General features: G+C 66.6%; 21 protein-coding genes. 11 read left to right on the forward strand and 10 right to left on the reverse strand.

The window, feature by feature from the left end:
• Positions 1 to 93 precede the first annotated feature (93 nt).
• Positions 94 to 723, forward strand: coding sequence for a TetR/AcrR family transcriptional regulator (locus tag HMPREF0043_RS01580; RefSeq protein ID WP_021601041.1), 630 nt, complete (start codon positions 94 to 96; stop codon positions 721 to 723).
• A gap of 99 nt (positions 724 to 822) precedes the next feature.
• On the opposite strand, the gene HMPREF0043_RS01585 is transcribed toward HMPREF0043_RS01580, so the two are convergent.
• The 6 genes from HMPREF0043_RS01585 to HMPREF0043_RS01610 form a co-directional block, all read right to left on the reverse strand.
• Positions 823 to 3,603, reverse strand: coding sequence for a hypothetical protein (locus HMPREF0043_RS01585; RefSeq protein ID WP_021601042.1), 2,781 nt, complete (start codon positions 3,601 to 3,603; stop codon positions 823 to 825).
• Entirely contained in the window at positions 3,600 to 5,405 is a 1,806-nt protein-coding gene (locus HMPREF0043_RS01590) for an HSP90 family protein (protein WP_021601043.1), read from the reverse strand. The genes HMPREF0043_RS01585 and HMPREF0043_RS01590 overlap by 4 nt, the downstream gene beginning before the upstream one ends.
• A gap of 1 nt (position 5,406) precedes the next feature.
• Positions 5,407 to 5,934, reverse strand: a complete 528-nt coding sequence (locus HMPREF0043_RS01595) for a YbjN domain-containing protein (RefSeq protein ID WP_021601044.1) — start codon at positions 5,932 to 5,934, stop codon at positions 5,407 to 5,409.
• 2 nt (positions 5,935 to 5,936) lie between these two features.
• Entirely contained in the window at positions 5,937 to 6,380 is a 444-nt protein-coding gene (locus HMPREF0043_RS01600) for a YbjN domain-containing protein (protein ID WP_021601045.1), read from the reverse strand.
• Positions 6,381 to 6,601: 221 nt separating this feature from the next.
• Positions 6,602 to 7,441 (reverse strand): SMP-30/gluconolactonase/LRE family protein, encoded by an 840-nt coding sequence (locus HMPREF0043_RS01605; protein ID WP_021601046.1) that lies wholly within the window; start codon positions 7,439 to 7,441, stop codon positions 6,602 to 6,604.
• 261 nt (positions 7,442 to 7,702) lie between these two features.
• Positions 7,703 to 9,406 carry an L-lactate permease gene (locus HMPREF0043_RS01610; protein ID WP_021601047.1) on the reverse strand — a complete coding sequence of 568 codons (1,704 nt, stop codon included), beginning with the start codon at positions 9,404 to 9,406 and terminating at the stop codon, positions 7,703 to 7,705.
• Positions 9,407 to 9,961: 555 nt separating this feature from the next.
• Between HMPREF0043_RS01610 and HMPREF0043_RS11940 the strand changes: the two genes are divergently transcribed.
• The 10 genes from HMPREF0043_RS11940 to HMPREF0043_RS01655 all read left to right on the forward strand — a co-directional run bounded on the left by HMPREF0043_RS11940 (position 9,962) and on the right by HMPREF0043_RS01655 (position 19,835).
• On the forward strand, positions 9,962 to 10,120 hold the full coding sequence (locus tag HMPREF0043_RS11940; RefSeq protein ID WP_021601049.1) for a gallidermin family lantibiotic: 159 nt from the start codon (positions 9,962 to 9,964) through the stop codon (positions 10,118 to 10,120).
• Between the two features lie 131 nt (positions 10,121 to 10,251).
• Positions 10,252 to 13,419: a lantibiotic dehydratase gene (locus tag HMPREF0043_RS10530; RefSeq protein WP_084432001.1), complete on the forward strand. Its 3,168-nt coding sequence runs from the start codon at positions 10,252 to 10,254 to the stop codon at positions 13,417 to 13,419.
• The gene (locus HMPREF0043_RS10535; protein WP_021601051.1) at positions 13,416 to 14,795 is read left to right on the forward strand and encodes a lanthionine synthetase C family protein; all 1,380 of its coding nucleotides are present in this window, start codon (positions 13,416 to 13,418) and stop codon (positions 14,793 to 14,795) included. The genes HMPREF0043_RS10530 and HMPREF0043_RS10535 overlap by 4 nt, the downstream gene beginning before the upstream one ends.
• Positions 14,792 to 15,406, forward strand: coding sequence for a flavoprotein (locus tag HMPREF0043_RS01625; RefSeq protein WP_232205981.1), 615 nt, complete (start codon positions 14,792 to 14,794; stop codon positions 15,404 to 15,406). The genes HMPREF0043_RS10535 and HMPREF0043_RS01625 overlap by 4 nt, the downstream gene beginning before the upstream one ends.
• 288 nt (positions 15,407 to 15,694) lie before the next feature.
• Complete coding sequence (locus HMPREF0043_RS01630; protein WP_021601053.1) at positions 15,695 to 16,270, forward strand: RNA polymerase sigma factor; 576 nt, start codon at positions 15,695 to 15,697, stop codon at positions 16,268 to 16,270.
• Positions 16,263 to 17,054: a hypothetical protein gene (locus tag HMPREF0043_RS01635; RefSeq protein ID WP_021601054.1), complete on the forward strand. Its 792-nt coding sequence runs from the start codon at positions 16,263 to 16,265 to the stop codon at positions 17,052 to 17,054. Before HMPREF0043_RS01630 ends, HMPREF0043_RS01635 begins: the two co-directional genes overlap by 8 nt.
• A gap of 136 nt (positions 17,055 to 17,190) precedes the next feature.
• Positions 17,191 to 17,814: a hypothetical protein gene (locus HMPREF0043_RS01640; RefSeq protein ID WP_040317596.1), complete on the forward strand. Its 624-nt coding sequence runs from the start codon at positions 17,191 to 17,193 to the stop codon at positions 17,812 to 17,814.
• The gene (locus HMPREF0043_RS01645; RefSeq protein WP_021601056.1) at positions 17,811 to 18,575 is read left to right on the forward strand and encodes a hypothetical protein; all 765 of its coding nucleotides are present in this window, start codon (positions 17,811 to 17,813) and stop codon (positions 18,573 to 18,575) included. The genes HMPREF0043_RS01640 and HMPREF0043_RS01645 overlap by 4 nt, the downstream gene beginning before the upstream one ends.
• 13 nt (positions 18,576 to 18,588) lie before the next feature.
• The gene (locus HMPREF0043_RS01650; RefSeq protein ID WP_021601057.1) at positions 18,589 to 19,461 is read left to right on the forward strand and encodes an ATP-binding cassette domain-containing protein; all 873 of its coding nucleotides are present in this window, start codon (positions 18,589 to 18,591) and stop codon (positions 19,459 to 19,461) included.
• Entirely contained in the window at positions 19,458 to 19,835 is a 378-nt protein-coding gene (locus tag HMPREF0043_RS01655) for a hypothetical protein (protein ID WP_021601058.1), read from the forward strand. Before HMPREF0043_RS01650 ends, HMPREF0043_RS01655 begins: the two co-directional genes overlap by 4 nt.
• Before the next feature lie 140 nt (positions 19,836 to 19,975).
• Here HMPREF0043_RS01655 and HMPREF0043_RS01660 read toward each other — a convergent pair whose 3' ends face one another.
• From HMPREF0043_RS01660 to HMPREF0043_RS11630, 4 genes are all read right to left on the reverse strand, one after another.
• Positions 19,976 to 20,614 carry an ATP-binding cassette domain-containing protein gene (locus HMPREF0043_RS01660; protein WP_021601059.1) on the reverse strand — a complete coding sequence of 213 codons (639 nt, stop codon included), beginning with the start codon at positions 20,612 to 20,614 and terminating at the stop codon, positions 19,976 to 19,978.
• Between the two features lie 7 nt (positions 20,615 to 20,621).
• On the reverse strand, positions 20,622 to 22,754 hold the full coding sequence (locus HMPREF0043_RS01665) for a hypothetical protein (RefSeq protein WP_021601060.1): 2,133 nt from the start codon (positions 22,752 to 22,754) through the stop codon (positions 20,622 to 20,624).
• Between the two features lie 290 nt (positions 22,755 to 23,044).
• On the reverse strand, positions 23,045 to 24,571 hold the full coding sequence (glpK, locus tag HMPREF0043_RS01670; protein ID WP_021601061.1) for a glycerol kinase GlpK: 1,527 nt from the start codon (positions 24,569 to 24,571) through the stop codon (positions 23,045 to 23,047).
• A 195-nt stretch (positions 24,572 to 24,766) separates the two neighbouring features.
• A partial coding sequence (locus tag HMPREF0043_RS11630) for a glycerol-3-phosphate dehydrogenase C-terminal domain-containing protein (protein WP_021601063.1) occupies positions 24,767 to 25,034 on the reverse strand: 268 nt, incomplete at its 5' end.

The raw sequence follows: 25,034 nt of genomic DNA on the forward strand, positions 1-25,034 counted from the left end.
GCTTCATGGTAGCCCAATGAAGCGCAAAACGAAAAGAGCGTTTCGTTTTGAAAAACAGGCCGGCTGAGGCGCGGGATGGGCTAGTCTGAGGACATGCCCAGGGTGAATGCCGACCATCAGAGACGCCAGAGGGAGCGGATCATCGTCGCGGCGGAAGGCTGCTTCGTCGACAGCGGCTTCCACACGGCCTCGATGGACGAGATCGTCAGCCGGGCGGGTATGTCCTCGAGCACCGTGTACTCCTACTTCCCCGGGGGGAAACGCGAACTGATCCGGGCGGTGTGCACGAATCGGCTCGAACCCGTGTACGACGAAGTCGAAGAATACGCCAACCGCGAAGATCCGCCCTCGCTATCCCAGATTTTCAAAGAGGTGTTCGGACGCTTCTGGAATACGCACCGCGGCTCGGAGCCCGAAGATGTGCGCAGGAGCGCGGTGTATTCGGCGCGCCTGGCCATCAACGCGTGGAGCGAGGTCAACCGCGACGAGGAGCTCCGCCAGGACATGGCCTCCCGGCACGACTCCTTCCGGGGCATGATCGTGAAGCTCGTCAAGCGGTGGCAGAGCAACGGGCAGGTCGACCCTCGGCTCGACCCCGACGACGTCGTGACGGCCATTGTCGGCATGTACTTCGGCATTATCGTCGACTACGTCATCATGAAGGACCTCTCTTCCCTGGAGGCCGTCACCGCGTTGGAGAGGATCCTCCGCCCCAGGGGCTGACCGAGAGGCCCGCTCGCCGTGCCCGCGGCCTCCATAGGGTTGTCCAACTCACGACCGCCTCCCGAGGCGGGGGCGACTCTGCGCCGAGAGCGACGCGGATCAGCGGCCGTCCCCCTCGTCCCGCTCCTGCCGAGCCTGACGCGCGCTCTCGCGCAGCTTCTCCAGTTCCTGCAGCAGCTCGTGGCCGCGGAAACGCTGGTCGTCCAGGAGGGATCCGGCCTCCTGGATCAGGGCGTCGGCCTCGTCCAGTTCGCCCATGGCCAGGCACATCTGGACGATGAGCATGAGGGTCCGGCCCCTCTCGATCGGCTGGTCGAGGGAGGCGAAGGCGTCGGCGGACGCGCGCGCGTAGTCCTTGGCCAGGCGCCTGCGCAGCGCATACCAGTCGAAGAGGGCCATCGATCGCAGCCAGTCGGCGTCGAGCCACTCCTTGGAGTCGGACGTCTCCACGCTGGGCGAGGCGAGCAGTGCGCGCCGGCGCTCCATCAGCCTGTCCATGAGGTCGAGCTGGTCCTCCGGCACCCGCCCCGGCTGGGTGGCGATGGCGTAGGCGTAGTTGTTCAGCGTGTTGGCCACTTGCAGCGGGGTGTCCACTTCCTCCGTCAGGCGCAGCACGTGCGCCCACAGCGCCACGGAGCGGGAGGAGTCCCCGGCCTCGCTGAAGGCCTGGGCGGCACGCGAATAGGAGTTGCGGGCGCCCAGGGTGTCGCCGCGGATCTCCAGGAGATCGGCCAACTCGACGGCGGCGTGGGCGGCGGCCGTGTCGTCGTCGAGGGCCTCCAGGGCCGAGGCGAGGGAAGTGTGAAGCCGGAGAGCGAGCGGCGAGTGCGGATAGGCCTCCATGCGCAGCAGCGCCATCTGCGCGACTTCGGCGGCCTCGACCGGGCGACGGGTCCGCAGCAGCATGTTCGCCAGCATGTCCGAGGCCGTCGCGTTGAGGAAGGCCAGGTCGCAGGCGGCTGACAGATTCACGAGCGCTCTGGCGTACTCCATCGCCTCCTCCGGGTATCCGGCGGCGGCGCTCATGGAGGACAGGATCTCCAAGGCCTCCAGACGCACGCCGAGAGGATCGGGGGAGACGATCCGCATGGCTCCGTCGGCCGCCAGGCAGGCGCCGCGGAAATCGGACTGCTCGGCCAGGGCGCGTGCCTGCACCATCAGGAGGAATGAGGGAGGGGTGAAGATCCCGAAGGGATCCGTGGCGTCCGGGTCGGACTCGGGGACGGCGGACTGCCTTCCGAGGAAGGCGTTGGCCAGGGTCTGGGCCTTCAGCCAGGCGTCGTTGAACCGGGCGGCCTCGGGCAGGGCGTCCGGGTCCGCGGTGTGCGGCGCGGGGGGTGCCTCGTCGGCGTCGCCGGGCTCGCCGGACGCCGTTTCGGCGGACGGCGCGTGTCCGCCGACGGGCCTGTCGCACAGGATCTGCGCGGCGCGCAGCAGGTAGACGCTCCTGACGGTGGGCCCCAGGGCGGCGGCCGTCTGGACGAGGTCGAACAGGTCCATCGTCCGCCACGGGCCGTCGATGTCGACCGGCACGAGCGGGGGCTCCTCCTCATCGGCGTCGGGCTGCTGGGACGGCTGCTCCGGCGCAGGGGAGGGATCCGCGGCGGAGGCGGAGCTCCGGCCGGTCGACGGACCGGCCGCGACCGTCGCGTCGGGCAGGAGGAGCGCCTCGGAGGCGGCGGCGATGCGGTAGTCCTGCGTGTCGAGCGTCGCCATGCCGGAGACGTCGGGGATCGCATTCGCCGTCAGGGGGCGGTCCAGGCCCGGCTCCCGAAGGCGTTCTCGGATCTCGGCGACCATGAACGGCCTGAGGAGGCCAGGACGTCGGTCGCACTGGTCGGCCAGGTCGAGGGCCAGGCTGGTGAACCACTCCTCGGCGTCGGCCAGCGTGGGGTCGGCCAGGGTCCGGCGAGGCGCCCATTTCAGCTTCTCGCCCGGCAGGATCGCGTGCAGGCGTTCGGCGTGGCGGTCTCCCGGCAGCTCGCGCACCAGACGCGCCGCGGAGACGGCGAGGTCGATGAGGTTCCGCGGATACTGGGCCTGCTCCCACCACGGGAGGTGACGGACGAGGATCCTCCGGGCGCGCTCGAGCCGCTCCGGCGTGCCGGACAGGCGGAGGTAGTCGATGTGGTTCGGCATGTAGCTCAGGCGGGTGGAGTCCGCCTGGTAGCGGCGATACGCCCGGATGTGCCCGGCCCAGGCCTCGGCGTCGCGGCCCGTGCGCAGCCACGGTTCGAGCATGTCGGTCAAGAGGGACTCCGGCTGTTGGAAGCAGTAGTGCTCCCTGTCGGCCAGGGCGCGGTCGCCCACGCGGCAGGCCGCCTCCCAGTCCTTGCGGCGGCGGAAGTAGTCGATCTCGTGCGCGGGGTCGCACCCGGCGCAGTCGGCCAGATCGCTGGGGCCGGACGCCCGCCACTTCTGGAAGGCCTCCTCGGCCGCGTCCTCCTCGCCGAGGTCGCGATAGAGGAGGTGCCCGTGGATGTAGTAGGCGCGCATGGAGTCGCCGCGCGACAGGTAGTACCGGCGCATCTCCTCCAGGATGTCCAGGCACTGGTCGCGCGGCACGGTGGGGATGAACCGCAGCGCGGTGATGACGTATTTGTAGTCCCATCCCAGGCGGTGGAGCATCTTCTCGGTGAACAGCTCCGGGCGGCGCTTGTACACGGCGTTGCACCAGATGAAGGGCGCCAGGAGCTTGGGCCCCTCGCCGCCGTTGGTGTACGCCGGGATCAGCGCCAGATTCGACCGCAGCGCCAACTCCTCCAAACCCGCCGATTCCGCCAGGGCCGCGGCCTCCGCCCACAGCTGAGAGCGCCCCCGTCCGTAGGGGAGGGCGGAGGCGCGTGACATGAGGTCCCGGACTTCGTCTTCGGTGCTCATTGCGGACCTTTCAGAGACAATTCGATCAGATGCGTGAAGATCTGCGAGGACCAGGCGCGGGCCTTGGCGTCCATCGGATGCTGGCCGGCCATCAGGGCCTGGACGTAGAGGCCGCGAACCGCCGTCTCCGCGAGCTGGTCCCGCGAACCGCCCGCCAACTCGTTGATGAGCTGCGCCCGCGCGTTGAGGACGAGCCTGGGCGCCGACGAGTTCGCGAAGGGATCCGCGGCGCTCAGGACGTCCGCCCACGTGCCCGTCGACCTGCTGCGCGCCGACTCCGCCACGGTCTGCCCGGCGAAATCGGCGTCCGGAAGGAAGAGGACGGGGATGGTCCCCGGGTCGAAGCTGCGGATCTCGGCGACGACCCCCGTTCCCGAGAGGGCTTCGTTCGCCAGGATCAGCAGGCGGGCGAGCGAGGCCTCCTCGTCGGGATCCGGCGGCGTCAAGGCGTCGAGCAGGGTGGACGGGTCGAGGACGGAGATGTCGGCGTCCGGCCGGTCGAGGGTGAGCTGGCTGAGGAGCTCGTCGTCGAAGGCGTAGCCCGCGCTGACGATGCACAGCCCGTTGGCCGCGGCCACCGGGCTGAAGGCTTTGAAATGGCTGTTCGACAGCACGTAGCGGATGGCGCCGTGCCGCTCCAGGACCTCGTCGAGGGTGAGCACGCCCATGGACGTGATGAAGGGGACCGAAGCGGCCACCATGGAGCGGGTCGGAGCGTCGCTGACGGCCAGAGCCTTCAACCCCTCCAGGTGCAGGGTGATGAACTCCAGGAAGCGCTTGGGGTCGCTGAGGGACAGATGCGTCAGCCACGCGCGCACCTGGGCCCCCAGGGACTCGCGCACGGTCTCCAGCAGGTCGTCGTCGAAGAGGGATTCGCGCGAGGCGGTCGGCCGCAGATGGCGGGAATCGCCCACCACCCGGACGAAATACGCCCATTCGGGCAGGAGGTCGGTGGCCCGCGGGCTCAGGAGCATGCGCCGCAAATAGACGCGATGGCGCAGCAGTTGGCCGGGGTGGGCACCCGAGGGAAGCACGTAGCCCACGCCCTCGAATCCGGCCTCCGGCACGCTCAACTCGATCTCCGCAAAGGGGTGGAACCCGAAATTCTCGATGCACCAGCGGGTCGAGGCGGCCTGCGACAGCTCCCACGGCGCCCTCTGCCCGGCCAGGGGCTCGCCCGGCCCGCCCTGGACGGAGAGCTCGACCTGCACCGGCAGGTACTGCCCGTAGTCGGCGATGAGGTGGCGCAGCCGGGCCGGCGCGAAGGGGCTCTCCCCGGGGAGGGTTTCCAGGACGACCGCGGTTCCCGGTTCGGGCAGCGGCTCCTCGGCGAGGTCGACGCTCCACGTTCCGTCCGAGCGGCCCAGCCAGCGCACGGTGGGGGCGTCGGCCCGGTGCGCGGAGCGCGAGAGCACCGTGATCGTCGAGGAGACCATGAAGCAGGAGAGCAGGCCGATCCCGAATTGGCCGAGGTAGTCCGTGCGCGCCAGGCCGAACTCGTCGCGCTTGGACGTGGCGCCGATGGTGGCGAGGAAGGCGCGAGCCTCCTCTCGCGTCAGGCCGATGCCCGAGTCGATGACGCGCAGAGTCGAGCCGTCCGCCTCGAAGCGGATGCAGGCCGGGCAGTCGGGATCGATCTCCCGGCGCGCCGAGATGGCGTCCGTGCCGTTCTGCAGGAGCTCCCGGACGAAGACCTGCGGCCCCGAATAGAGGTTGCGGCTGAGCAGATCGACCAGCCCGGCCAGGTCCACCTGGAAGTTCTGGGCCGCCGAGCCCCCGCCCGGCGTCTGACTGTCCGACATCTCAGCCCTCCGCCCCGGCCGAGCCGTCGTCCTGCGCCTGCGGCGCTTCGCCCGCCTCTTCCCGCGAGGCCCCGTCGGATTCCTCCTCGTCCCGCTTCGGACGGAAGGAGTCCAGGCAGGACAGGGAGCACTGCAAGCCGAGGTCGACGGCCGTCACGAGCTGCTCGTCGTTCAACCCCTGGTCGATGAGGCAGGCGACCTCCGCTTGCAGCAGGACGTTCGAGCCGTCCTCCTGCAGCTGGGGGACGGCCGTGCCCCACAGGGTCGAGGCATTCCACTCGTTGGCCTTCTCGATGAGCTCGCCCATCGACTCGGAGGGGAACTCCTCCGGGAAATGGGCGCGGATCATCAGGAACGTCGGGTTCGACACGTCCAGGACGGTGACGTAGCCGTCGAACTTGGCCACGAGCTTGGCCGGCGTCTCCATGGGGCCCATCGCGAAACCGAGCGCGCTGAGCGCACGGTGGATCCGTTCCACCGTCACCGCCGGAGCGGACGAGCCGTTCTCGGCGTCCTTGAACCAGGCCATCCCTACGCCTCCCCGCCGGAGGAGACCGCATCGGCGTGCGCCGCTTTGGAGAACAGCGCGTCGAAGTCCTCGATCGTGCCCAGGCAGGATTTGAGACTGGCGTCGAAGGCCCCCTGCAGCTGCGCGTCCGTCATCCCGTGCTCCACCCAGAAATTGCATTCGGCGCGCAGGCCCACGCCCCTCTCGAGCTCCACCACCGTCGATTTGGGCAGGATGTAGTTCCGGTTGCGATGGGTGGCGGCGTCCAGAGCCCTGGCGCGGTCGGCAGGATCGGTGATCGCTCCCTGCCACAGTGCGATGAAGCGCAGGGCCCGCCCGTCGCAGGCGACCCAGAGCGTGATGCTCGGCCACGTGGAGAGGATGTGCTCCCCCTCGAGCGAATAGTTCAGATCGGCCTTCTTGAAGAGGGTCTCGATGCGCGGAATCGTGACCTGGGGAAGTGCCATGATTTCCTTTCCGGACGACAGGCCCCGGCAAGGGCGACGCGCCCATCGGCGATCTCCCGTCGGATGGCGGAATGCGGGACGCGGTAGCCGGATGCGCCCGCAATCAATCATGTCACGCCGTTCTGAGCCTTACCAGCGGCCCCCATGTGTACTAAAAACCCACCGGACGGTCGGATCGCGGGGGAGCGCCCGCCGTCTTCGGGCCCGGGCGGCGGTGCGCCTCAACCGGCGAAGGTGCGCGTCGGCTGGCCCGGCACGGCCGTGCGCATGTGGAAGACGGCGCCTGCGTGCGGCTCGTCGGCCGTCTCCCGGGACGTCGTGATGAAGACGTCGCGCAGGTCCGGACCGCCGAGGGTCACCGCGGTCACGCCGTGGACGGGCAGCTCCCATTCGCCCAGGATCTCCGCCTCGGGCGAATAGAGGCGCACCTTGCCCACGCGGTTCATGGCGCACCACACGTTCCCCTCCGAGTCGACGGCGAGGCCGTCGGGGCGGCCGCCGTCGCCGTCGTGGAAGGGGCGGCGGCCGACCAGATCCCCGCCGACGACGTCGAAGACGTCCGTGCATCCCGTGGACGTGTCGTTGTAGTAGGCGCGCTGCCCGTCGGGGGCGAAATCCAGGCCGTTGGACACCGTGACGTGGTAGAGGGCCGTCGAATAGCGCCCGTCGGCCTCGATCCGGTAGAGCCTGCCCGCTCCGAGGGTGCGGTCGTAGGGCATCGAGCCCGCGTACAGCCGTCCCCACGGGTCCAGGCCGCACTCGTTCATGCGCACGTTCGGATCGCTCCACATCTCGCGCAGGGGCGTGGGTGGGGCGAAGGGGGCGTCGGCCAGCCCTATCCCGCGCTCCAGGCCGGCGACGTAGCCTCCGCGCTCGCGGGGCCGCACGAAGGCGGCTATCCGCGAGCCGGTGGCTATCCGCGTGACTTCGCCGCTTCCCGAGAGCGTGAGTATCGTTCCCGCGAGCATGTCCACCATGCGCAGGCCTCCCCACGAGGAGTGCCAGACGGGGCCTTCTCCGTGGAAGGCGATGACATCGGTAATCTGTTCAGGTCGCATCATCGCCGATGATAGCGCGGAGGCAGTGTGGTTCGCGCAAGCTGTCCGCTCAGCGGTCCCCGTTGCCGCTCGGCGGCCCGGCGCTCGGCAGGCCCCGGTCCCGGTCACCCTGTGGGCGGTGGATTCGGCCCATTCCCCGCGGCGCGCAGCCCAACCGGAGGCCATCGCGGGAGGCGCGCGGACCGACCGCGGGCGTGGGCGCCGTGCGCTTCCATGCCGTGATCGGGCTCCGGCGCCCTCCGTCTGGGCTCCGGACAGCCGGGCCTACGGGGCGACGAGGAAGCCGAGGGCTCCGCTGGACGCGAGGACGACGACCATGCCCAGCAGCGCGACGAAGGCTATCGAATACGGCGCCGCTGTGCGCAGCAGCGGCGACTCCGAGCCCGGCTCCTTGATGGCCGTGGCGGCGATGGCGAGATTCTGAGGGCTGACGATCTTGCCGATGCCGCCGCCGATCTCGTTGGCCGCCAGCAGTAGCTGCGGGCTGATCCCGGCCTGGGCGCCGGCCGTCGTCTGGAGGTTGGCGAACAGCGCTCCCGCGGAGGTCGCCGACCCGGTGACGGCTGTGCCGATCCATCCGAGCACCGGCGCGAGGAAGGCGAAGGCCCCTCCCGTCGCCGCCAGCCAGGTGCCGATGGCGACCGTCTGGCCCGAGAAGTTCATGACGTAGGCCAGGGCCATGACCGTCGCGATCGTGAGGATGGCCAGGCGCAGGTCGGCGATCGTCCTGCCCAGGGCGGCCATCCCCCGGGCGAAGGAGAAGGGGTAGAGGCCGCCGGAGCCAGTGCGCCCGTAGACGATCGACACGGCGATCCCCGTCAGGAGGAGCATCGTGCCCGGCGAGGAGAGCCATTGGAGCCCGAAGACCGTGGACGAGGAGACCTCGCCCGAGGCGGAGACGAGCTTGCCGTGCAGCCCCGGCCAGGCGAAGGTCGCGTCCGTCGAGGCGAGCGCGGCCGGAACGTCGACCCCGACCTTCCACAGCTTCGCCACGCCGAAGACGACGACCACCAGCCAGTAGGGCAGGAGGCCGAGGGTCACGCGCGAGCCCGTGAGCTTCCCGCCCGAGGCCTGCGAACGCAGTTCGTCGGGAGTGTCGGGCCGCCAGAGGCGCAGCAGGAGCGTCACGGAGGCGAAGGAGACGAGGGAGGCGAAGACGGCCGTGAGCTCGTAGGAGAGGAAGTTAGCGGCGGCGACGTGGCCCAGGCCCATCGTCACGCCCGCGACGAGCGCGGCCGGCCAGGCCTGCCTGACCCCGCGCCTGCCGTCGAGGATCGCCAGGAGGAGGACGGGGATCCAGCACAGGAACAGCGGGGTGATGCGCCCCTGGGTCGCGCCGACCGCATCCGGCGCGGCCCCGCCGAGCTTGGCCGCCGTCGTCACCGGAATCGACATCGCGCCGAAGCAGACGTTCAACGCGTTGCCGACCATCGTCACCAGGGCCGCTTTCAGGGGCGGCAGGCCGAGGGCCAGGAGCATGGCGCAGGAGATGGCGACCGGCGCCCCGAAACCGGCGAGTCCCTCGATGAGGCCGCAGAAGCAGAAGCCGATGAGGAGGGCCTGGACGCGCATGTCGCCCCTGCCGACCGCGGCGAACACCGCCCGGACGTCCTCGGAGCGGCCCGTCCGCTCGGTGAGGTTGTACAGCCACACCGCCATGACGACGATGTAGACGATCGGGAAGATCCCGAAGGCCGCCCCCTGCGTGGCGGAGAGCAGCGTGAGGTCCACCGGCATGCCGAATCCGAAGATCGCCACGAGCACGGCGACGCCGAGGGAGGCGATCGCGCACACGTGCGTCTTCACTTTGAAGACGCCCAGGAGGACGAAGAAGAAAGCCAGCGGCAGCAGCCCGAGGAGCGCCGTGAGGACCAGGGAGGAGGCGACCGAGGTGGTCGACGGGGTGAACGACGCGGCCAGCTGCGACGAGGCGGCGGCTCCGTTCAGCGTTTCGATGGTCGGCGTCATTGCTGCGTCCTCGGAGTCGGTGGGATTCGGGGCGGGGTGTCCGGACCGGTACGGCCGGTGAGAACCGTGTGGCCAGTGAATCACGGTTGCCCGGCCGTGTAAAGGGGGACGGCGTGTGAAGGGGGCGTTGGGCGGGCGGCATCATCGGCTCGCCCTCATGAAGCGCTGCCGCCCGGCTCGTCGGATCCCTGCTACGTGCGGGTTTCGCCCTCCGCGAGAGGGAGCCGACCGCGCTCGAGTAGGGTCGGCGGAAGGGAATGGGGGCGGACGGTGCCGTTCGGAAGCACAATGGAAATCTGAATGTCAGATGCCGTGTATACCACGTTTTCGGAAGTTTGAGATTAATATATCGTAAAAGCGGAAGCTCGGCGAGCAGAGATCATGTAGCAGATCCTGGTCGTATACTCACCTATTGGGCATTCCGAGAGGCGAATTAATTTCCCGATGGAAATCTGACGAATGAGGGTCGCTTTATGCTACATGAAATATGCTTATATGTGTCTATACTCACCTGCCGGGCGCTCCAGAGAGGAGGTGAACGGAATAATGACAGCAATGCTGGAAACGAATGAGATGCTCGACATCGATCTCGAGATCGATATTGACGCGATGCCGACCGATTCGGACTCGGCACCGCAGATCACGAGCTGGTCTTTCTGTACTGGTGGCTGCACAAGCCGAGGAGGCGGAAGCTTCTGTAGTTGGTGCTGCTAAATGCATAATGAAGTGTGGTGGCGCAGTGGTTGTCATTCCAGTGCGCCACCGCACCTAATCAGGTTTATTTTAAGCAGTTGGCGTGAGAAAAGGTCTTTCCTCGCCGGAAAGATATAGGAGTTCCAAAGAAAATGACGGTGGAGGGGAATCGTCACCCACTCGTAGCGGCTCGGCATTTCACATTGAGGACCGCAGTGCGCCCCTTGCGCTTCGCCGCGACTCAAGACGACGAACGCCTGGCAGCGGGGGATCGCGAAAGTTTGATTGAGTACATTCGCAAGGCATACTGCGATACCGCTCTCAGGCGGGCGGTGATTCACGCTGCTCCCGCCCTCTGGGGCTCCGTTCAGCGCGTATTGGAAAATCCTGCTGCGTTGAAGCCGTCTAGGCTACGCCGGGTAGCCATGTCCACAGCGAAGTTCATGAATCGGATATCTTCCCGACCTACGCCGTTCGGGTTGTTCGCAGGCGTGTCCGCTGGCGAATTCGTCCCTGACACCGATGACGCCGGATGCGCTTTCGGACAGGGATGCCGGGAGGCCGTTGCGGACTTCCGCTGGCTCCTTCCCGTGATTGGTTCGTTGGAACAGCGTCTCGAGATCTTGAAAGGCCTGTCCGTTCACTGCAATCCCCTTTTACGATGGAGGGCCGATGAGATTCTCGTCTTCCGCGCGGACCACGCTGGTACGCCGCAGTCGCGGACGGCTATCGGGAGGACTCCGATACTGGACTACGTGCTTGACAGGTGTAGGGATGGCGTTGGGATCGTCGCCGGAACGCTTTGCGAGGACGCCGCCGTGGAATTCCACACTCGCTCCGCTGCGGTGCTCCGCCTGGTGGCGCGGCTCGTCAGTCTCGAATTCCTTTACACAAGCCTGCGGCCCAGCCTGACCGGAGGCGATCCCCTGGAAGAAGTGTCGCAATCGATAGATCGGGCGGGAGCTGACGTAGAGGAACTGCGGAGCCTGCAACGGCTTATCCACGCCTTGTCCGGACCGATGGACCCTAACGACGACGGCGAGGACTACTCCCGCGCGTATGCGGCCATGTCGAAGTTCAATGATATTGACAACAGAATCCATTTCACTTTGAAGAGCGGAATCCGGCTGCGGCTGCCTGATTGTGTCCGCCGAGATGCCGAGGAGGGAATGCATCTTCTCCAGAGACTTTCTCCGATGCGGTTGGGCATGCGCGGACTGCGCAAATACCATTTGGCATTCCTGGAGCGGTACGGGATCGACCGAACGGTTCCCTTGCTGACCCTCATTGATCCGGCTCGAGGCATTGGAGTTCCCGATGACTACTCGTGGCCGAAGCAGCACGGCACGAGCTCTTCTTTCTCGGAGGATGTGAATGAAAGACGAGAAGAGAAACTGGCGTCTCTGTATAGCAAAGCATTGACTGAAGATAGTCATGAAGTTTGTCTCTCGGAGAATGACGTGGAAGAACTTGTTTTCAGTCCATTTAATGAGAATGAATGCCAGTTAGGTGCTGAACTCTATTTTTGTCTGGTGGCTCAATCGTGGTCTCAAGTGAAAGCAGAAGATTATTTTTTATCGCTTGATACAAATCCAGGTACACATTTCTCTCTGTGTACGGCTGGTAGGTTTTTAAATCTGTTACCTGAACTAAATAGAGAACGGGAATTACAGCTTGTTGACGACGAACGGGAATACAGCGCTTCACTATCTTTCTACCCACGATCGCATCCCGCCGTCAACTTGGTCAACACTCCGCCGACTGCCGAAAGGCTCATCGAAGTGGACACTCCCCGAGCAGTCACTGCTGATTACGTTCCGCTGTCGCGCGTCGGAGTCAGGGCGACGATGCGCGGTCTCTTTCCCGTCGACATGTCCGATGGGCGGGCCATCCGCATACAGGCCCGCAATGCGGTCTATCCTCCGGCGCAAGCACCCAATGCGGTCCGGCTCCTGGCTGATATGGAACTCGAGCTCCAACGGGTCTGGGAACCGTGGAGTTGGGGGCGTCTGGCCTACATACCATTCTCACCGCGGGTGCGCTCCGGTAGGTTCGTCCTCGCACCGGCCAGATGGACCTTGAACGAGCTCCTGCGCCAGGGCTTTGTCAAAAACCCCGATGCACCGGAACTCTTCGCGCGATGGAGACAACAATGGAAGGTGCCCAGGCATTGCCTCGTCGTCAACCAGGACATGCGCCTTCTCTTGGACGCCGACAATGCCGGCCATATTGAACTCTTACGTGCTGAACTCGCGAAAAATGGGAGTCTGGTGCTCGAAGAGCTGCCCGGTGGAGCGTCCACGCCTCACGATGCGTGGGGCTGGTTGGCTGATGGAGACGAAGTCTACGCGAGTGAACTCGTTGTGTCCTTCACTAAACGGGACGCGGCTTTCGGGGCCGACAGATTCCGCGCTAAGATACACCTGGAACCCGAACTGAAGTACTTTCCCGGCTCGCGGTGGCATTCATTCCGGCTTTACACTCCGATGGACGAGATGACGCATCTGCTCAAAGACGGAATCGGCGAGGCGATGGAGCGAATCGCAACGGTCAGCGGCAGCACCCCCTTCTTTGTCCGCTACACCGACGACGATGGTCCGCACCTTCGTCTCCGGTTCCAGGACGCTTCGTCGGCCAGTTCCGAGCGGGTTGCCGAGTTCCGTGAAGTCCTACGAAATGCATGTAACGACTTGGGAGCGACGACGTTCGTACAGGATGAATATCATCCGGAATTCGAACGGTATGGCGGCTTGGAACAGCTCGAGTTGACGCACGAAACCTTCTCAGAGGACGCCCTCGCCGTGCTCCGAGCACTGCGGAGTCCGACGACTGAGTTCTTCTCCGGGCTGGAGGAGTACACGATTCTATCTTGGACCGAGACGCTCGTGGGATTCGGACAGGGCTTCGACTGTGAGACCGCCGAATCGGCAGATGCGCCGGATCCCCTCGCCGTGCTGGAGGCGTGGACCGACAGAATGGGCTTGGCCTCCAGCCGTGGGGACGACTCCTACGCCCGGCACCGGGAACGGTGGAGTCGACTGGTGCAATCGCACCTGTTGAGGATCCAACACGGGGAGTCTCTCGGCGACTGCGGACTGGGACGTGCCGCGCCGCTGCGGGCTGGAAGAGGCTTGGGCGTGGCTGCCGTCACGGGGAGGGGCCAGACTCCACCTCCACGTGTCGTGGGAAGCTATCTGCACATGACGTTCAACCGGGTGTTCGGTCCCGATTCGGAGAGAGAGCGGCGTCTGCTCGAAATCCTTCGGTCTGTCTCAGTGCGCCTTGACAGGGAGCGGAGCGCGCGGGGGGCGACCAGATGAATTTCGACGAGGAACGGGAACCAGGATGGCTCCTACCCGAGGATCTGCGCAGGCAGGCGGGGAATCTGGCGATCGACGTGGCCGAACGGCTCCGAGATCCTGACGCCGATGAGCGGATCGTGGACCGTCCGGACAATATTGAGCCGGTTTTCGGCTCGTCGATGTGGTCCCCGGGGTCAATGAGCCATGGACTGGCGGGAACGTCCCTGATGTATTCGCTGCTCGCGGCCTCCAACCCACACTACTGCGAACTGGCCCACCGGCATCTCCAAGGGGCGGTCCGGTCGATTTCATGGAATACTCGGGGCGGCCTCATGGGAGGCCCCGCCGGTATTCTGGCCGCCGCCCAGGGAGCCTCCGGCGCGGGTGCTCAGTACCGGGGTTTACGGGAGAAACTGACGGCTTGGCTCACGGCCGTGCAGATGAGGATGGTCCGCGAATATTCGGACTCTCTGAAGAAAGGCGTCCACTGGTTCGCCTACGACCTGATGAACGGCGTAACGGGCGTGCTCAGAATCCTGATTGATGAGACCTCGCCGGATGCCCGAGAAGCAGTGAAGATCTCCACCGACTACTTGTGTTCGCATATCCTGAAGCAGGGGAAATCCGGCCTGCCCGGCTGGTGGGTCCCCTCGGAGCTCGAACCCGTCGAACAAGATCGCTTCGCCTACCCTCACGGAGATCTCAACCTCGGGATCGCGCACGGCGTGACTGGTGTGATCGCTGTCCTCACAACGGTGGCCGAGAGAGAAGGTTTGACTCCAGCTATGGAAGACGCCATCCGGGGGGCGGTTGATTGGATTCTACTGTGGCGGCAAGAAGTTGACGGCGTGCCTTACTGGCCGGCACGGATTCCCGCGGAGCTCAATGACTCTCCGCAAGATGCACCTTCCCAGTTCACGAGGGCAGCATGGTGTTACGGCACCCCAGGAGTAGCGTTGACGCTGGTGCGAGTCGGGCTATTGCTGGATGAGTCTAAAATTGTCGATACCGCGGTAAAAACATTGATTGGTCACCTTCAAGTATCTGAATATGAATGGAGACTCGATGGGCCGACTTTCTGTCATGGATACGCTGGAACTTTACATATACTCCATCGAATATGGTTTACGTGTGGTGACGAACGTTTGAGACAATTAGCAGTAAAAATGGCAACTAAACTCATCAAAAATATGGTTGAGACAGATACACCTTTTCTTTTTCGACATTGGGTGCCTGACAGTCCGGAAGGTTGGCGAAAAGCCCATACTTTTAGTTATCTGGATAGCATTGGGTTGCTCGAAGGGGCGGCGGGTGTGGCTGCGGTGCTCTATACTTTGAGCGAAATGAATTCACACGATATGCCAGCGTGGGATCGGGTCTTCGGTCTTTCGTGATCGCAAAGAAGGTAGAAAAGAGGGAGGGACCTAGGATGACGGAAGCTGAAACCGGTACCGTTGTGGAAAGGGTTCTCGTTGGCTGCACGGGCGCATTGCAAATGCTATCCATAGGCGACTATATAGCGGCTATGCGGTCTGTGGGAATTCGGCGTATCGGAGTCGTCCTTTCGCCGTCTGCCGCCGCGATGACGTCTCCCGCCTCGCTCGAGGCTATCGTCAACGAAGTGTTCATTGAGCTTCCCATGACCCGAAACCATATTGCCTTGAGCCGTGACTACCAACGACTGGTGGTGGTTCCCGCGACGGCGAACTTCCTTGCGAGTGCGGCGACCGGCGGTGCGCGCAACGGAGTCGAACTCATGCTGATCGCTATGCCCACGCCCTCCGTGATCGTTCCGGCGATGAACGGCATCATGTGGTCCAAGCCAGCGATCCAACGCAATATTCTCGCCTTGAAAGAAGACGGACACACCGTACTGGCACCCCAGGAACGCGAAGTTTACGAAGCCGCTTCTAAGGACTTCAGATCGGGTGTAGCTGCTTCGACGCCTTACGAAGTGGCCAATGCTGTTCGTGAGATCTCGGATGCTACCGCCGGAAGTTGGTAGGCGGAGCGTTATAAAATCAGAGTTCTATGACGAATTCGTGTCTGGATTTTACGAAAATTATTTAAAATAAATTTAATATATTTTAATGTTAATCACTGAATGAAATAAGTTTTCATTTATTTTTTAAGCTCTTAGAATGCTTGTTGGCTTGGTCTATTCCGGTAAGCTGGTGCCGTCTCGGGCGCGGTGAACCGCCCGGGGGCGGACGGCTACTGACGGGGTGAAGGATGCGTTCGGGTCCGGCGCCACCGCCATCGCCCCGAAACGGGGAAGGAGAGCCTCTTCGCGTTGAACCCCGAAGCGGAGACCGTTCGCGACGCCGAGCTTCTGGAAGCCGTCGGCGGCGGCGACGAGCGCGCGTTCGCCGAACTGCACCGGCGCTATGCGGCAGTGGTGTTCTCCTTCGTCCTCGGCCGCACCGCGGACCGCGGCGCGGCCGAGGAGGTCAGCGCCGACGTGTGGCTCGGATGCTGGAGATCGGCCCGCGCCTTCCGAGGCGACAGCCAGGTCCTCACCTGGCTGCTGGGGATCGCCAAACGCCAGATCTGGACGCACGCCCGCCGCAGGAGAATCCCCACGGCCCCCTTGGACGAAGAGATCGAAAACCTGGCGGACGACGCCGACGATCCGGCCGGCCTGGTCGCGGCCGCGGCCAGCGTCGACGAGCTGGTCGCGGCGCTGCGGTCCCTGCCGGAGGACCTCGCCGAGGTGGTCGACCTCGCCTGGCTGCACGAGTTGCCCTACGCGCAGATCGCCTCGACGTTGGGGATCCCCGCCGGGACGGTGAAGAGCCGGGTCTCCAGAGCTCGGCGGATACTGAAAGACGCATTGAGGAAGGACGCATTGAGGAGCGACGATGCCTGACGGCATGGACGGAACCCGGCGCGAGGCGCTGCGAGAGGCCTTGCGCCGACGGGAGTGCGAGCGGGGCGGGGGAGGGCCGGACTTTGAGACGGTGCGCCGCCGCGTGGCCGCCTCGCCGTCCCCCCTGGACCGGCGGGGATGGACGGCGGCGCGGAGCCTCCGGCTGGCGGCGTCGCTGGCATGGGCCCAGCTGCGGATCGTGCCCTGGCTGGTCCTCCCCTTGGCGCTGCTGACGGCGACCCTGGCCGCGCTGGCGGCTCGATTCTTCAGCGTGAACGTAGGAGCCCGCGCCGCCGTGGCGGGGTTCTCCTCACTGGTGCTGTTCGGGGTCAATCTGACGGTGACGGCGGCGCTGTCGCGCCTCCGGGAGGACTCCGTCTGCCTGGCCACCCCCGTGGGGCCGCGAGCCGTGGTGCTCGCCCGGGTGGCGGCGGTGCTCGCCCTCGACGCCGCCGCCGCAGTCGCGGCCTCCGCGGCGGCCGCCGCGTGGGGGGCGGCCGGATCGATCGGCGCGATGCTCGCGGGGTGGCTGGTTCCGATGGCAGCGGTCGCGGGGGCCGTGGCGTTCCTCGCGATCTGGACGGCTCCCTGGGCCGGCGTCGTGGTGGGGATGGCCGTGATCCCCCTCGTCGGGCCCTCGTCCTCGCCGATCGCCTTCGGCCCGCCCTCCGGCTCGTTGCAGGAGGCGATCACCCCGTTCGGCGTCGTCGCCCTCGGCCTCGCCCTGATAGCCGCTGCCGCCCTTTCGTCGCCTTCCGCACTCGCGTCTCAGAAGACTCGGTGAACGTCGTCGGCCGGCTTCGGCGGCATCCGTTGCGAACTGTGGGCTGGGCTTGGGACTGCGCGATCTTCCGTGAACCGGGCGGCCCGGTTCGGCTACTCACAGGATGACGGTGATTTCGAATCGGAGAGGAGTTCGCGTGCCAGTCTCGTTCCTTGCGGCGCAGCTGCGCCGAACGGGCGTCACATCGGCCATTCCGCTCATGGCCGGTGCCGCCGTGGCCCTCGTGGGCAAGGCGGCGGCGGCCGCCTGGTCGCCCGTACAGGCCATGGCGCTGTCGTTCGGATTGCAACAGGTCTTCATCATCTGCGCAGGCGTGTCCGCGGCGGTCGCCGTGACCGGCGATCCGCTGGTCGAATTGCACGAGGCGACGCCTGCGACGTTCCGACGCGTCCAATTGGTTCGGGCGGCGATCGCGACCGCATCCGGGGTGGTCGGCGCCGTCCTCATGTTCGCGCCGCTTCACTTGGCTGGAGTGTGGATGCACGACAAGGGCTGGATCACGCTGCTCTCACCGGCCGGCGCGGTGATCGTGATGGCCGCCGCCGCCTTCGTCGCGACGGCCTTCACCGGCGCGGTGTCCACCACCGCGATCGCGGTGGTGACGACATGGATGTTCCTGGCCATGCTGTGGGATCCTTACGTTGAGCCGTTGCTCTTCCAACGCGGAGTGCCCGTCCTGGCAGCGGGGGCGCTCGCGGCGTTCGCCTGGCGCAGGCTCGGCGACGCGGAGCGCAATGTCTCTCGGGCGGTGACGGCATGACGTTCGCGAACCTCGTCCGCGTCCACTCGCGGATCGCCCGCAGGCAGAAAGCCCTGTGGTACACGTCGATTCCGTTGACGCTGTTCGCCGTCCTGGTGAGCTTCGGAGGAGGGAGGGCGCCGCACACCGGAGGCGTCGAGGACATCGTCTACACGGCGCAGATCGTGGCGATCTTCGTCGGCGTCGCCTACGCGGCGGCGTTCACCGACCTGCTGGCCGCCCCCGCCCGTCTCGGCGTCGGCGAACTGGAGTCCTCCGCTCCGGCTACCCCCATGACGCTGCGCGCGGCTCGAGTGACGGGTCCCTTCGCCGTGGTCGTCGTCCCGCCCCTCATCGCCCTCCTGGCAATGGGGGCGGTGCAGGCGGCCCACGGCAGGTGGGGGAGTCTGCCCGCCGCCCTCGCGGTGGCGGCCTCCTTGGTGGCTCCGGCGGTGCTGTGCGCGATGGCGATCTCCGCGCTGGCCGGGTCCCTCCTGCCGCAGGCCTTCGCCCGGGTGGCCGCCGTCCTCGTCTGGTTCTACCTCGTGTTCTCGACGCCGACCATTCCCGTACCGGCCCCCGAGGGCACCGTTTTCGGGGTCACCGGCGACGCCGTCGCCACCGGCTACTTTGATTCGCGCCCGGTGTACCCGCTCACCGGCCCGCTCAGCTCGGCCCCCGGCCCCGTCGCGGCGTCCGCGTCCCTACTGTGGCAGCTCGCGTTGGCCATCGCACTCCTAGCCGTCGCCTCCCGGCTGTCCGACCGCCTCCGGGATCGTTGAGAGGAATCAACCCATGTACGTCTCCATCGACCACGTCACCAAGGACTTCCGGGGCAAGCCGGCGGCCCTCGACGACGTCACCATCGATCTCCCCACCGGGATGATCGGACTGCTCGGCTCCAACGGCGCCGGCAAGACCACGCTCATGCGCATGCTGTGCGGCATCGTCCAGCCCACCCGGGGCACCGTCCGCGTCGACGGCCGGGACCTCGCCGATCGACGGGTCCGCCAGGCGGTCAGAAAGGCGCTGGGATACCTCCCGCAGCACGTCGACCCCTACCCGAACCTCACGCCGCTCGAGTTCCTCGACTACGTCGGGATCCTCAAGGGCGTCGACAGGCGAGCCGCGCGCCGCAGGCAGGCCCGCGAGCTCGTCGAGAGAGTGGGCCTGGCCGACGCCCAAGACAGGCGCATCGGCGGGTTCTCGGGCGGGATGCGCCGCCGGGTCGGCATCGCCCAGGCGTTGATGGGCGACCCCGAACTCATCATCGTCGACGAGCCCACGGCGGGCCTCGACCCGGAGGAGCGCGTGCGCTTCCGAACCCTCCTGGCGGGACTCGGCGCGGACCGCACCGTCATCCTGTCCACCCACATCCTCGACGACGTCGCCCAGACCTGCCCCTACGTGTTCGTCCTGGGCCGCGGGCGCACCCGGTACGACGGGCCGACCAGCGGCCTGATCGACGCCGCCCGGGGCCGCACATGGCTGACCGACCCGCGCGGCGGACCGCTGCCCGAACACGTGGCCGTCGTCAACGCGACGACCACCCCCGAGGGAACCCAGTACCGGATCGTCGCCGACACTCCGCCCGACGACGCCTCTCCGGTCGAACCCAGCCTCGAAGACGGCTACATGGCCTTGACCATCGACAAGGAGAGATCATGATCGGCACATCTCGAATCCGAGGCGTCCTCGCCTCTGCGTCCCTTCTCGCGACGGCCTGCCTCGCGGGATGCGGGGCCTTCCATCAGAAAGACTTCCCCACCGACGGGCCGAGCGTCACCGCGACGAGCAATCCCGCCAAGGTCAAATCATCGGACTTCGGCCACAGCTGGAACCTGAAGGTCGACCACGGTACGGTCACCTGCAAGGACAACTCCGACGGCGACCCGATCCTGTACTTCACCGCCCCGAACGGAATCGAGTACGCGCTCAACCATGTGAAGGGAAACGGGAGTCGCCGGGACATCGACGACATCTCCAACGGCTCCGTGGGACCGCTGCGCTCCTTCGCCTTCACCGTCTGCGACGTCAAATGACATCCCCGGAATCGGCGAGATCGGCGCCCGCCTGCGCGAACGGCCGCACCCGGCCAAGCGTTCGCGCAGGCGGGCGCCGGCGATCGCGCGCCGTCGGATCCGACGGTCCATCGCCGCCGAGTCCGATTCCTGCGCCTGCCTCACCGCTCGCCGCCGAGCCGGACGTGGTCGTCGCAGGCCGCGACTATTCGACGGTCGTGGGTGGCGATCACGACGGAGGCGCCTTCTCGGGCCATGCCTCGCAGCGTGTCGAGGACCATGGTGGAGTTCTCCTCGTCGAGCGCGCCGGTCGGCTCGTCGGCGAGGATCACGTCCGCCCGTTTGACGATGAGCCGGGCGAGCGCGACCCGCTGCTGTTCGCCTCCGCTGAGCCGGTAGACCGGCTCACGGCCATGCTCCTTCAACCCGACCCGCTCCAAGGCCTCGGCGATGCGCCGTCTCTTGGCGGCCGTGAGAACGCCCGGGCCCAGCCCGATGCGCAGATTGAACTCGGGGGTCTGGTTCTCGATGAGCGCGTAGTTCTGGAAGAGATAGCCCAGCCGATCGCGCCGGTAGCGCTGTTGACGGCGGGTCGGGATGCCCGTGATCGCCTCGCCGTCGATGTTCACCGTGCCGCCGGTGGGCTCCTCCAGAAGGCCGATGCAGTTCAAGAGCGTGGTCTTGCCGCAGCCGGAGGGCCCGGTTAAGGCGTGCATCGCCCCCGAAGGGACCTCGAAGCACAGATCCTCCCAGAGGGTTCGGCGGCCGAAGCGCTTGGTCAGGTGGTCGATGGCGATCATGTGTCTCCTATCCGACGTCGATGCTGCGGGCGGTGACGATGCGGCGGCTGCAGCGGATCAGCCCGGCCGCCATGATGGCCAGTGCGACGGCCAGGACGCTGGCCGAGATCGGCGGGATCGTCCGTACGAGCACGGACTGGAGCTCGGCTCGGGCGTTCTCCGAGGCGATCTGGCCGTTGAACATGACGGCCTGCAGCCACGCGCTCAGGCTCACGACCGCCACCGTGAGCCAGCAGTCCAGGATCAGGAGTTTGCCGAACATGTTCCAGTAGGTCCATCCGCTGATCCGCGAGGCGAAGATGAGCTGGCCGTTGCGGCGCGTGTGCGCGACGGCGAACCCCACCGTCGTGATGAGAAGGACCACGAGCGCGATCGCGCAGTTGACGATGGAGGTGACGAAGTTCCGGGAAGCCTCCGCTAGGTTCCGGAACGGTTCGTAGGCGGCCGAGTTGATCCCGAAGACGTCCCTGGACAGCTGCGGGTCGGCGCGCACCTCGGCGCTCGCCTTGCGGTGGTCCGTCGCGAGGATGTGGCGCTGGGTCGTGTAGGCGACGTAGTCGCTCGTCGTTATGAGAGCCGTGTCGTTGGACAGCGCTACGATGACGGGATCGTCGAGGAAGGCGGGACTGGCGGAGGCGTCGAGCACCCTGTAGGTGAACAGTCGCCGTTCGTCGGGGGTGTAGACGGCTCTCACGCGCGGCTCGGGGCCGTTTCCCCCTCTCGACTGGCTCGCCCCTCCGGTGAACCGCAGCATTTCGACGGCCTGTTTCAGGATCTGGGCGGTGTGGGGGCGGTACCGCTGCGGGATCGCCACGACCGCTTCGTCGGATCCCGTGGGAGCCGTGACCGGCCGGCCGGCGACGTCCTTCACTCTCTGCCTGTCGAGATAGCTCTGATTCGCGTAGAGCGAGTCGATCGGGGCGCCCGCCGGCACGGAGAACTGTTCCTGCCCGGGATTGACGATCGAGACCATGAGGAGGCCGCGCCTGTTGAGCGAACGCTCCCAGGCGGCGATGCGCTCGTCGGGCGAGTCGGCGCGGCGCGTCGGACCCGCGGAGCCGGCCGAACCGGACGAGTCGTCCGAGTCGAGGCCGACGTTCAGGCGTATTTCGCCTAGATCGCGCGCGGTCTCCCACTGCCCGCCGATGTCCTGGGCCTTGGTCCGCGTCAGGGCGTCGTTGACGACGATGCCTCCCAGGATGGCCGCTACGAGGATTGCGGTGCCGCGGACCATGTACGCCGACGCCGTCGTCCACCGCGAGGCTCCCGAGCCCTTGATGGCGTCGAGGATGGAGGAATGCCACAGTATCCACAGGCTCACGCCGTGCACGCACAGGGTGAGCAGGACGCCCAACGCGCCGAGAGCGGCGAACAGCAGGAGGAACGCGGTCAGCTGGTGCAAGGAGTTGTACAGGTAGAGCGCCGCCAAGAGCGGGACGGCGAGGACGCCCACCGCTTTGGAGAGGAAGGTCAGGCTCGCGCGGGCGTCGAGCGCCCAGGCCTGGCGAAGCGTCATGCCCTGAAGGCGTTGGACGCCGTAGGCGCGCGCGTTCATCGCCACGCCCACGCCCGTCAAGGCGACGATCAGCAGCGTGATCACCGCCGCCGTGCCGAAGAGCGCGTATCCGCCGAACAGCCAGGGCAGGGACCGCAGGGTCATCGTCTCCGTGTACGAATCGACGTTGTAGCCGTACCCGGCGAGCGTCTCGCGAAAGCCCCGCAGATCCTCCCGAGAGCCGGAGAGCAGGTAGGTTCCCGCCGGTTCCAGTGCGGACGCTTCGGATCGGGGGTGCACCTTGTAGGAGATCTCCGCGTTGAAGGCGCCGTATCCCCGCTCCATCCATGACTGGGCGAACGAGCCCCCGGATGCGGCGAGGACGTACAGGTGTTCGACCCCCTTGGGGTCTTTTCGGTCGGGCACGAGCTTGGCGACGTCGAGGCGGCGGGTGCGCGCATAGGCCTCGATCCGTGCGTTGATCTCGGAGAACGGAGCCTTGTCCTGCGCCGGGCGCACCACGTCCACGTACCAGGCCGGGCCGACCGGCATGTACGACTCGAAGGAATGCAGGAAGAGGAAGCCCAGGAGGGCCGCGAAGAGCGCGAGCGCCGTATGCGCAAGGCGAAGGCTCCGGTTCAACATGTCAGGACGTGGTTGTGAGAGGTGAGAGCATTTGACGTGCCTTCCATCGGATTGCGGCGCTTCGCAGTCTACAACGGGGCGGAGCCGTATGGAAGAGGGGAGTGGAATCCCTTTCGAGGGCGTCGGCTGCCGGTGGGCGCGCGACGGGCGTTTCGCGGGCGTGCAACGGGCGTTTCGCGGGCTCGCGGCTGGGGAACGCGGCGCACAACAGCGGGGAGGCGACCTTCAAGAGGTCGCCTCCCCGGATGCTAGCCAGCCGCCTCGGCGGCCGACGCGATTCTTCCGTTCGGTCAGCGCACGTCGTCGTCGACCCAGTCGAGGGTCTTCGAGATCGCCTTCTTCCACTGGCGGAGCTGGCGCTCGCGCTCGGCCGGTTCCATTTCGGGCTTCCAGCGCTTGGCCTCGGCCCAGTTGGCGACGACGTCCTCCTCGCCGGACCAGAAGCCGACGGCGATGCCGGCGGCGTAGGCCGCGCCGAGGGCTGTCGTCTCGGCGACCACGGGGAGGACCACCTCGGTGTCGAGGATGTCGGCCTGGAACTGCATGAGCAGATTGTTGGCCGTCATGCCGCCGTCCACCCTCAGCTGCTCCAGCTTGACCTTCGAATCGGCCTCCATGGCGTCCAGGACCTCGCGTGTCTGGAAGGCGGTCGCCTCCAAAGCCGCGCGGGCGATGTGCGCCTTCGTGTTGTAACGCGTCATGCCGACGATCGCTCCGCGCGCGTCGCCGCGCCAGTGCGGGGCGAACAGGCCCGAGAACGCCGGGACGAAGTACACGCCGCCGTTGTCGTCCGCACTGGCGGCCAGGGCCTCGACGTCGGGGGCCGTGGCGATGATCTCCAGGTTGTCGCGCAGCCACTGGATGAGTGAGCCGGACACCGCGATCGAGCCCTCGAGCGCGTAGACGGCCGGCTGGTCGCCGATCTTGTAGCACACCGTGGTGATCAGCCCGTTGTCCGAGAGCTGCGGCTCGGTCCCGGTGTTCATGAGCATAAAGCAGCCGGTCCCGTAGGTGTTCTTCGCCATGCCGGGCTGGAAGCAGGCCTGGCCGAAGGTGGCGGCCTGCTGGTCGCCCAGGTCGCCGGCGATCGGCTTGCCCGGCAGCAGGCCGTTCTGGCGGCCGTAGCCGTACACCTCGGAGGAGGAGCGGATCTCTGGCAGGAGCGAGGTCGGGATGCCCGCGATCTCGCAGATGTCCTCGCGCCATTGCAGGGTCCGCAGGTCCATGAGCATCGTGCGCGAGGCATTCGTGACGTCGGTGACGTGGACGCCGCCGTCGACGCCGCCCGTCATGTTCCAGATGAGCCACGTGTCCGGGTTGCCGAAGGCCAGCTCGCCGCGCTCGGCCCGTTCGCGCACGCCCGGGACGTTCTCGAGGATCCACATGATCTTCGTGATCGAGGCGTAGGTCGAGAGGGTTTCGCCCACGGTCGCGCGGAACCGGTCGGGGCCGCCGTCGGCGGCGAGGCGGTCGACGATGTCCTGGGAGCGGGTGTCTTGCCAGACGATGGCGTTGTAGACGGGCTCGCCGGTGGCGCGGTCCCAGATGATCGTCGTCTCGCGCTGGTTGGTGATGCCCACCGCCGCGACCTCGTGGTGGTTGGACTGGGCCTGTCCCAGCGCCATGCCGACCGTCTGGCGGACATTGTCCCAGATCTCCATGGGATCGTGCTCGACCCACCCTGCGTGGGGGAAGATCTGCTCGTGCTCGAGCTGGCCTACGGAAACGACCTCTCCCGCGTGGTTGAAGAGGATCGTCCTGGAGGAAGTCGTTCCCTGGTCGATCCCGAGGACGTACTTCCGTTCGGTGTCAGTCATCTTTAACTGTTCCTTTCTATTCTCTTTTCCGCGGTTTGCGTGTCAATTCCGCGGGTGGCCTATCCGACTGCGCGGCCCCGCGCCCGGCCGTGGGCCTCTCACCCGGGTTTCCCGGTGCGGCGCCGTCGCCGCGGTCCGGTGCCGGCCGTGGGCGAAGCCGCGCAGTCTGATTCCGTCAGCCGATCTCCTTCCGTCTCAGCCGTCCACCTCGGGCGCGACGTCGATGAACGGCGTCGTCTCCGGGGCTTCGGCTCGGACGAGCTGGGCTTCGGCCTCGCTGCGAATGCCCTCGGCCTTCTCCTCGGCCTCGCACCGGGACCGGTAGGAGGCGAGCTCCGCGCTCTTCCTCTCCTCGTCCCAGCCGAGCAGTTCGCCCGCCAGGTCGGCGACCTCCTCCGCGGCCGCCAGGCCCCGGTCCCGGTGCTCGTAGCACAGGCGGGTCCTGCGCGCGAGCAGGTCCTCC

This window comes from Actinobaculum sp. oral taxon 183 str. F0552, assembly GCF_000466165.1.
Lineage (GTDB): Bacteria > Actinomycetota > Actinomycetes > Actinomycetales > Actinomycetaceae > Peptidiphaga.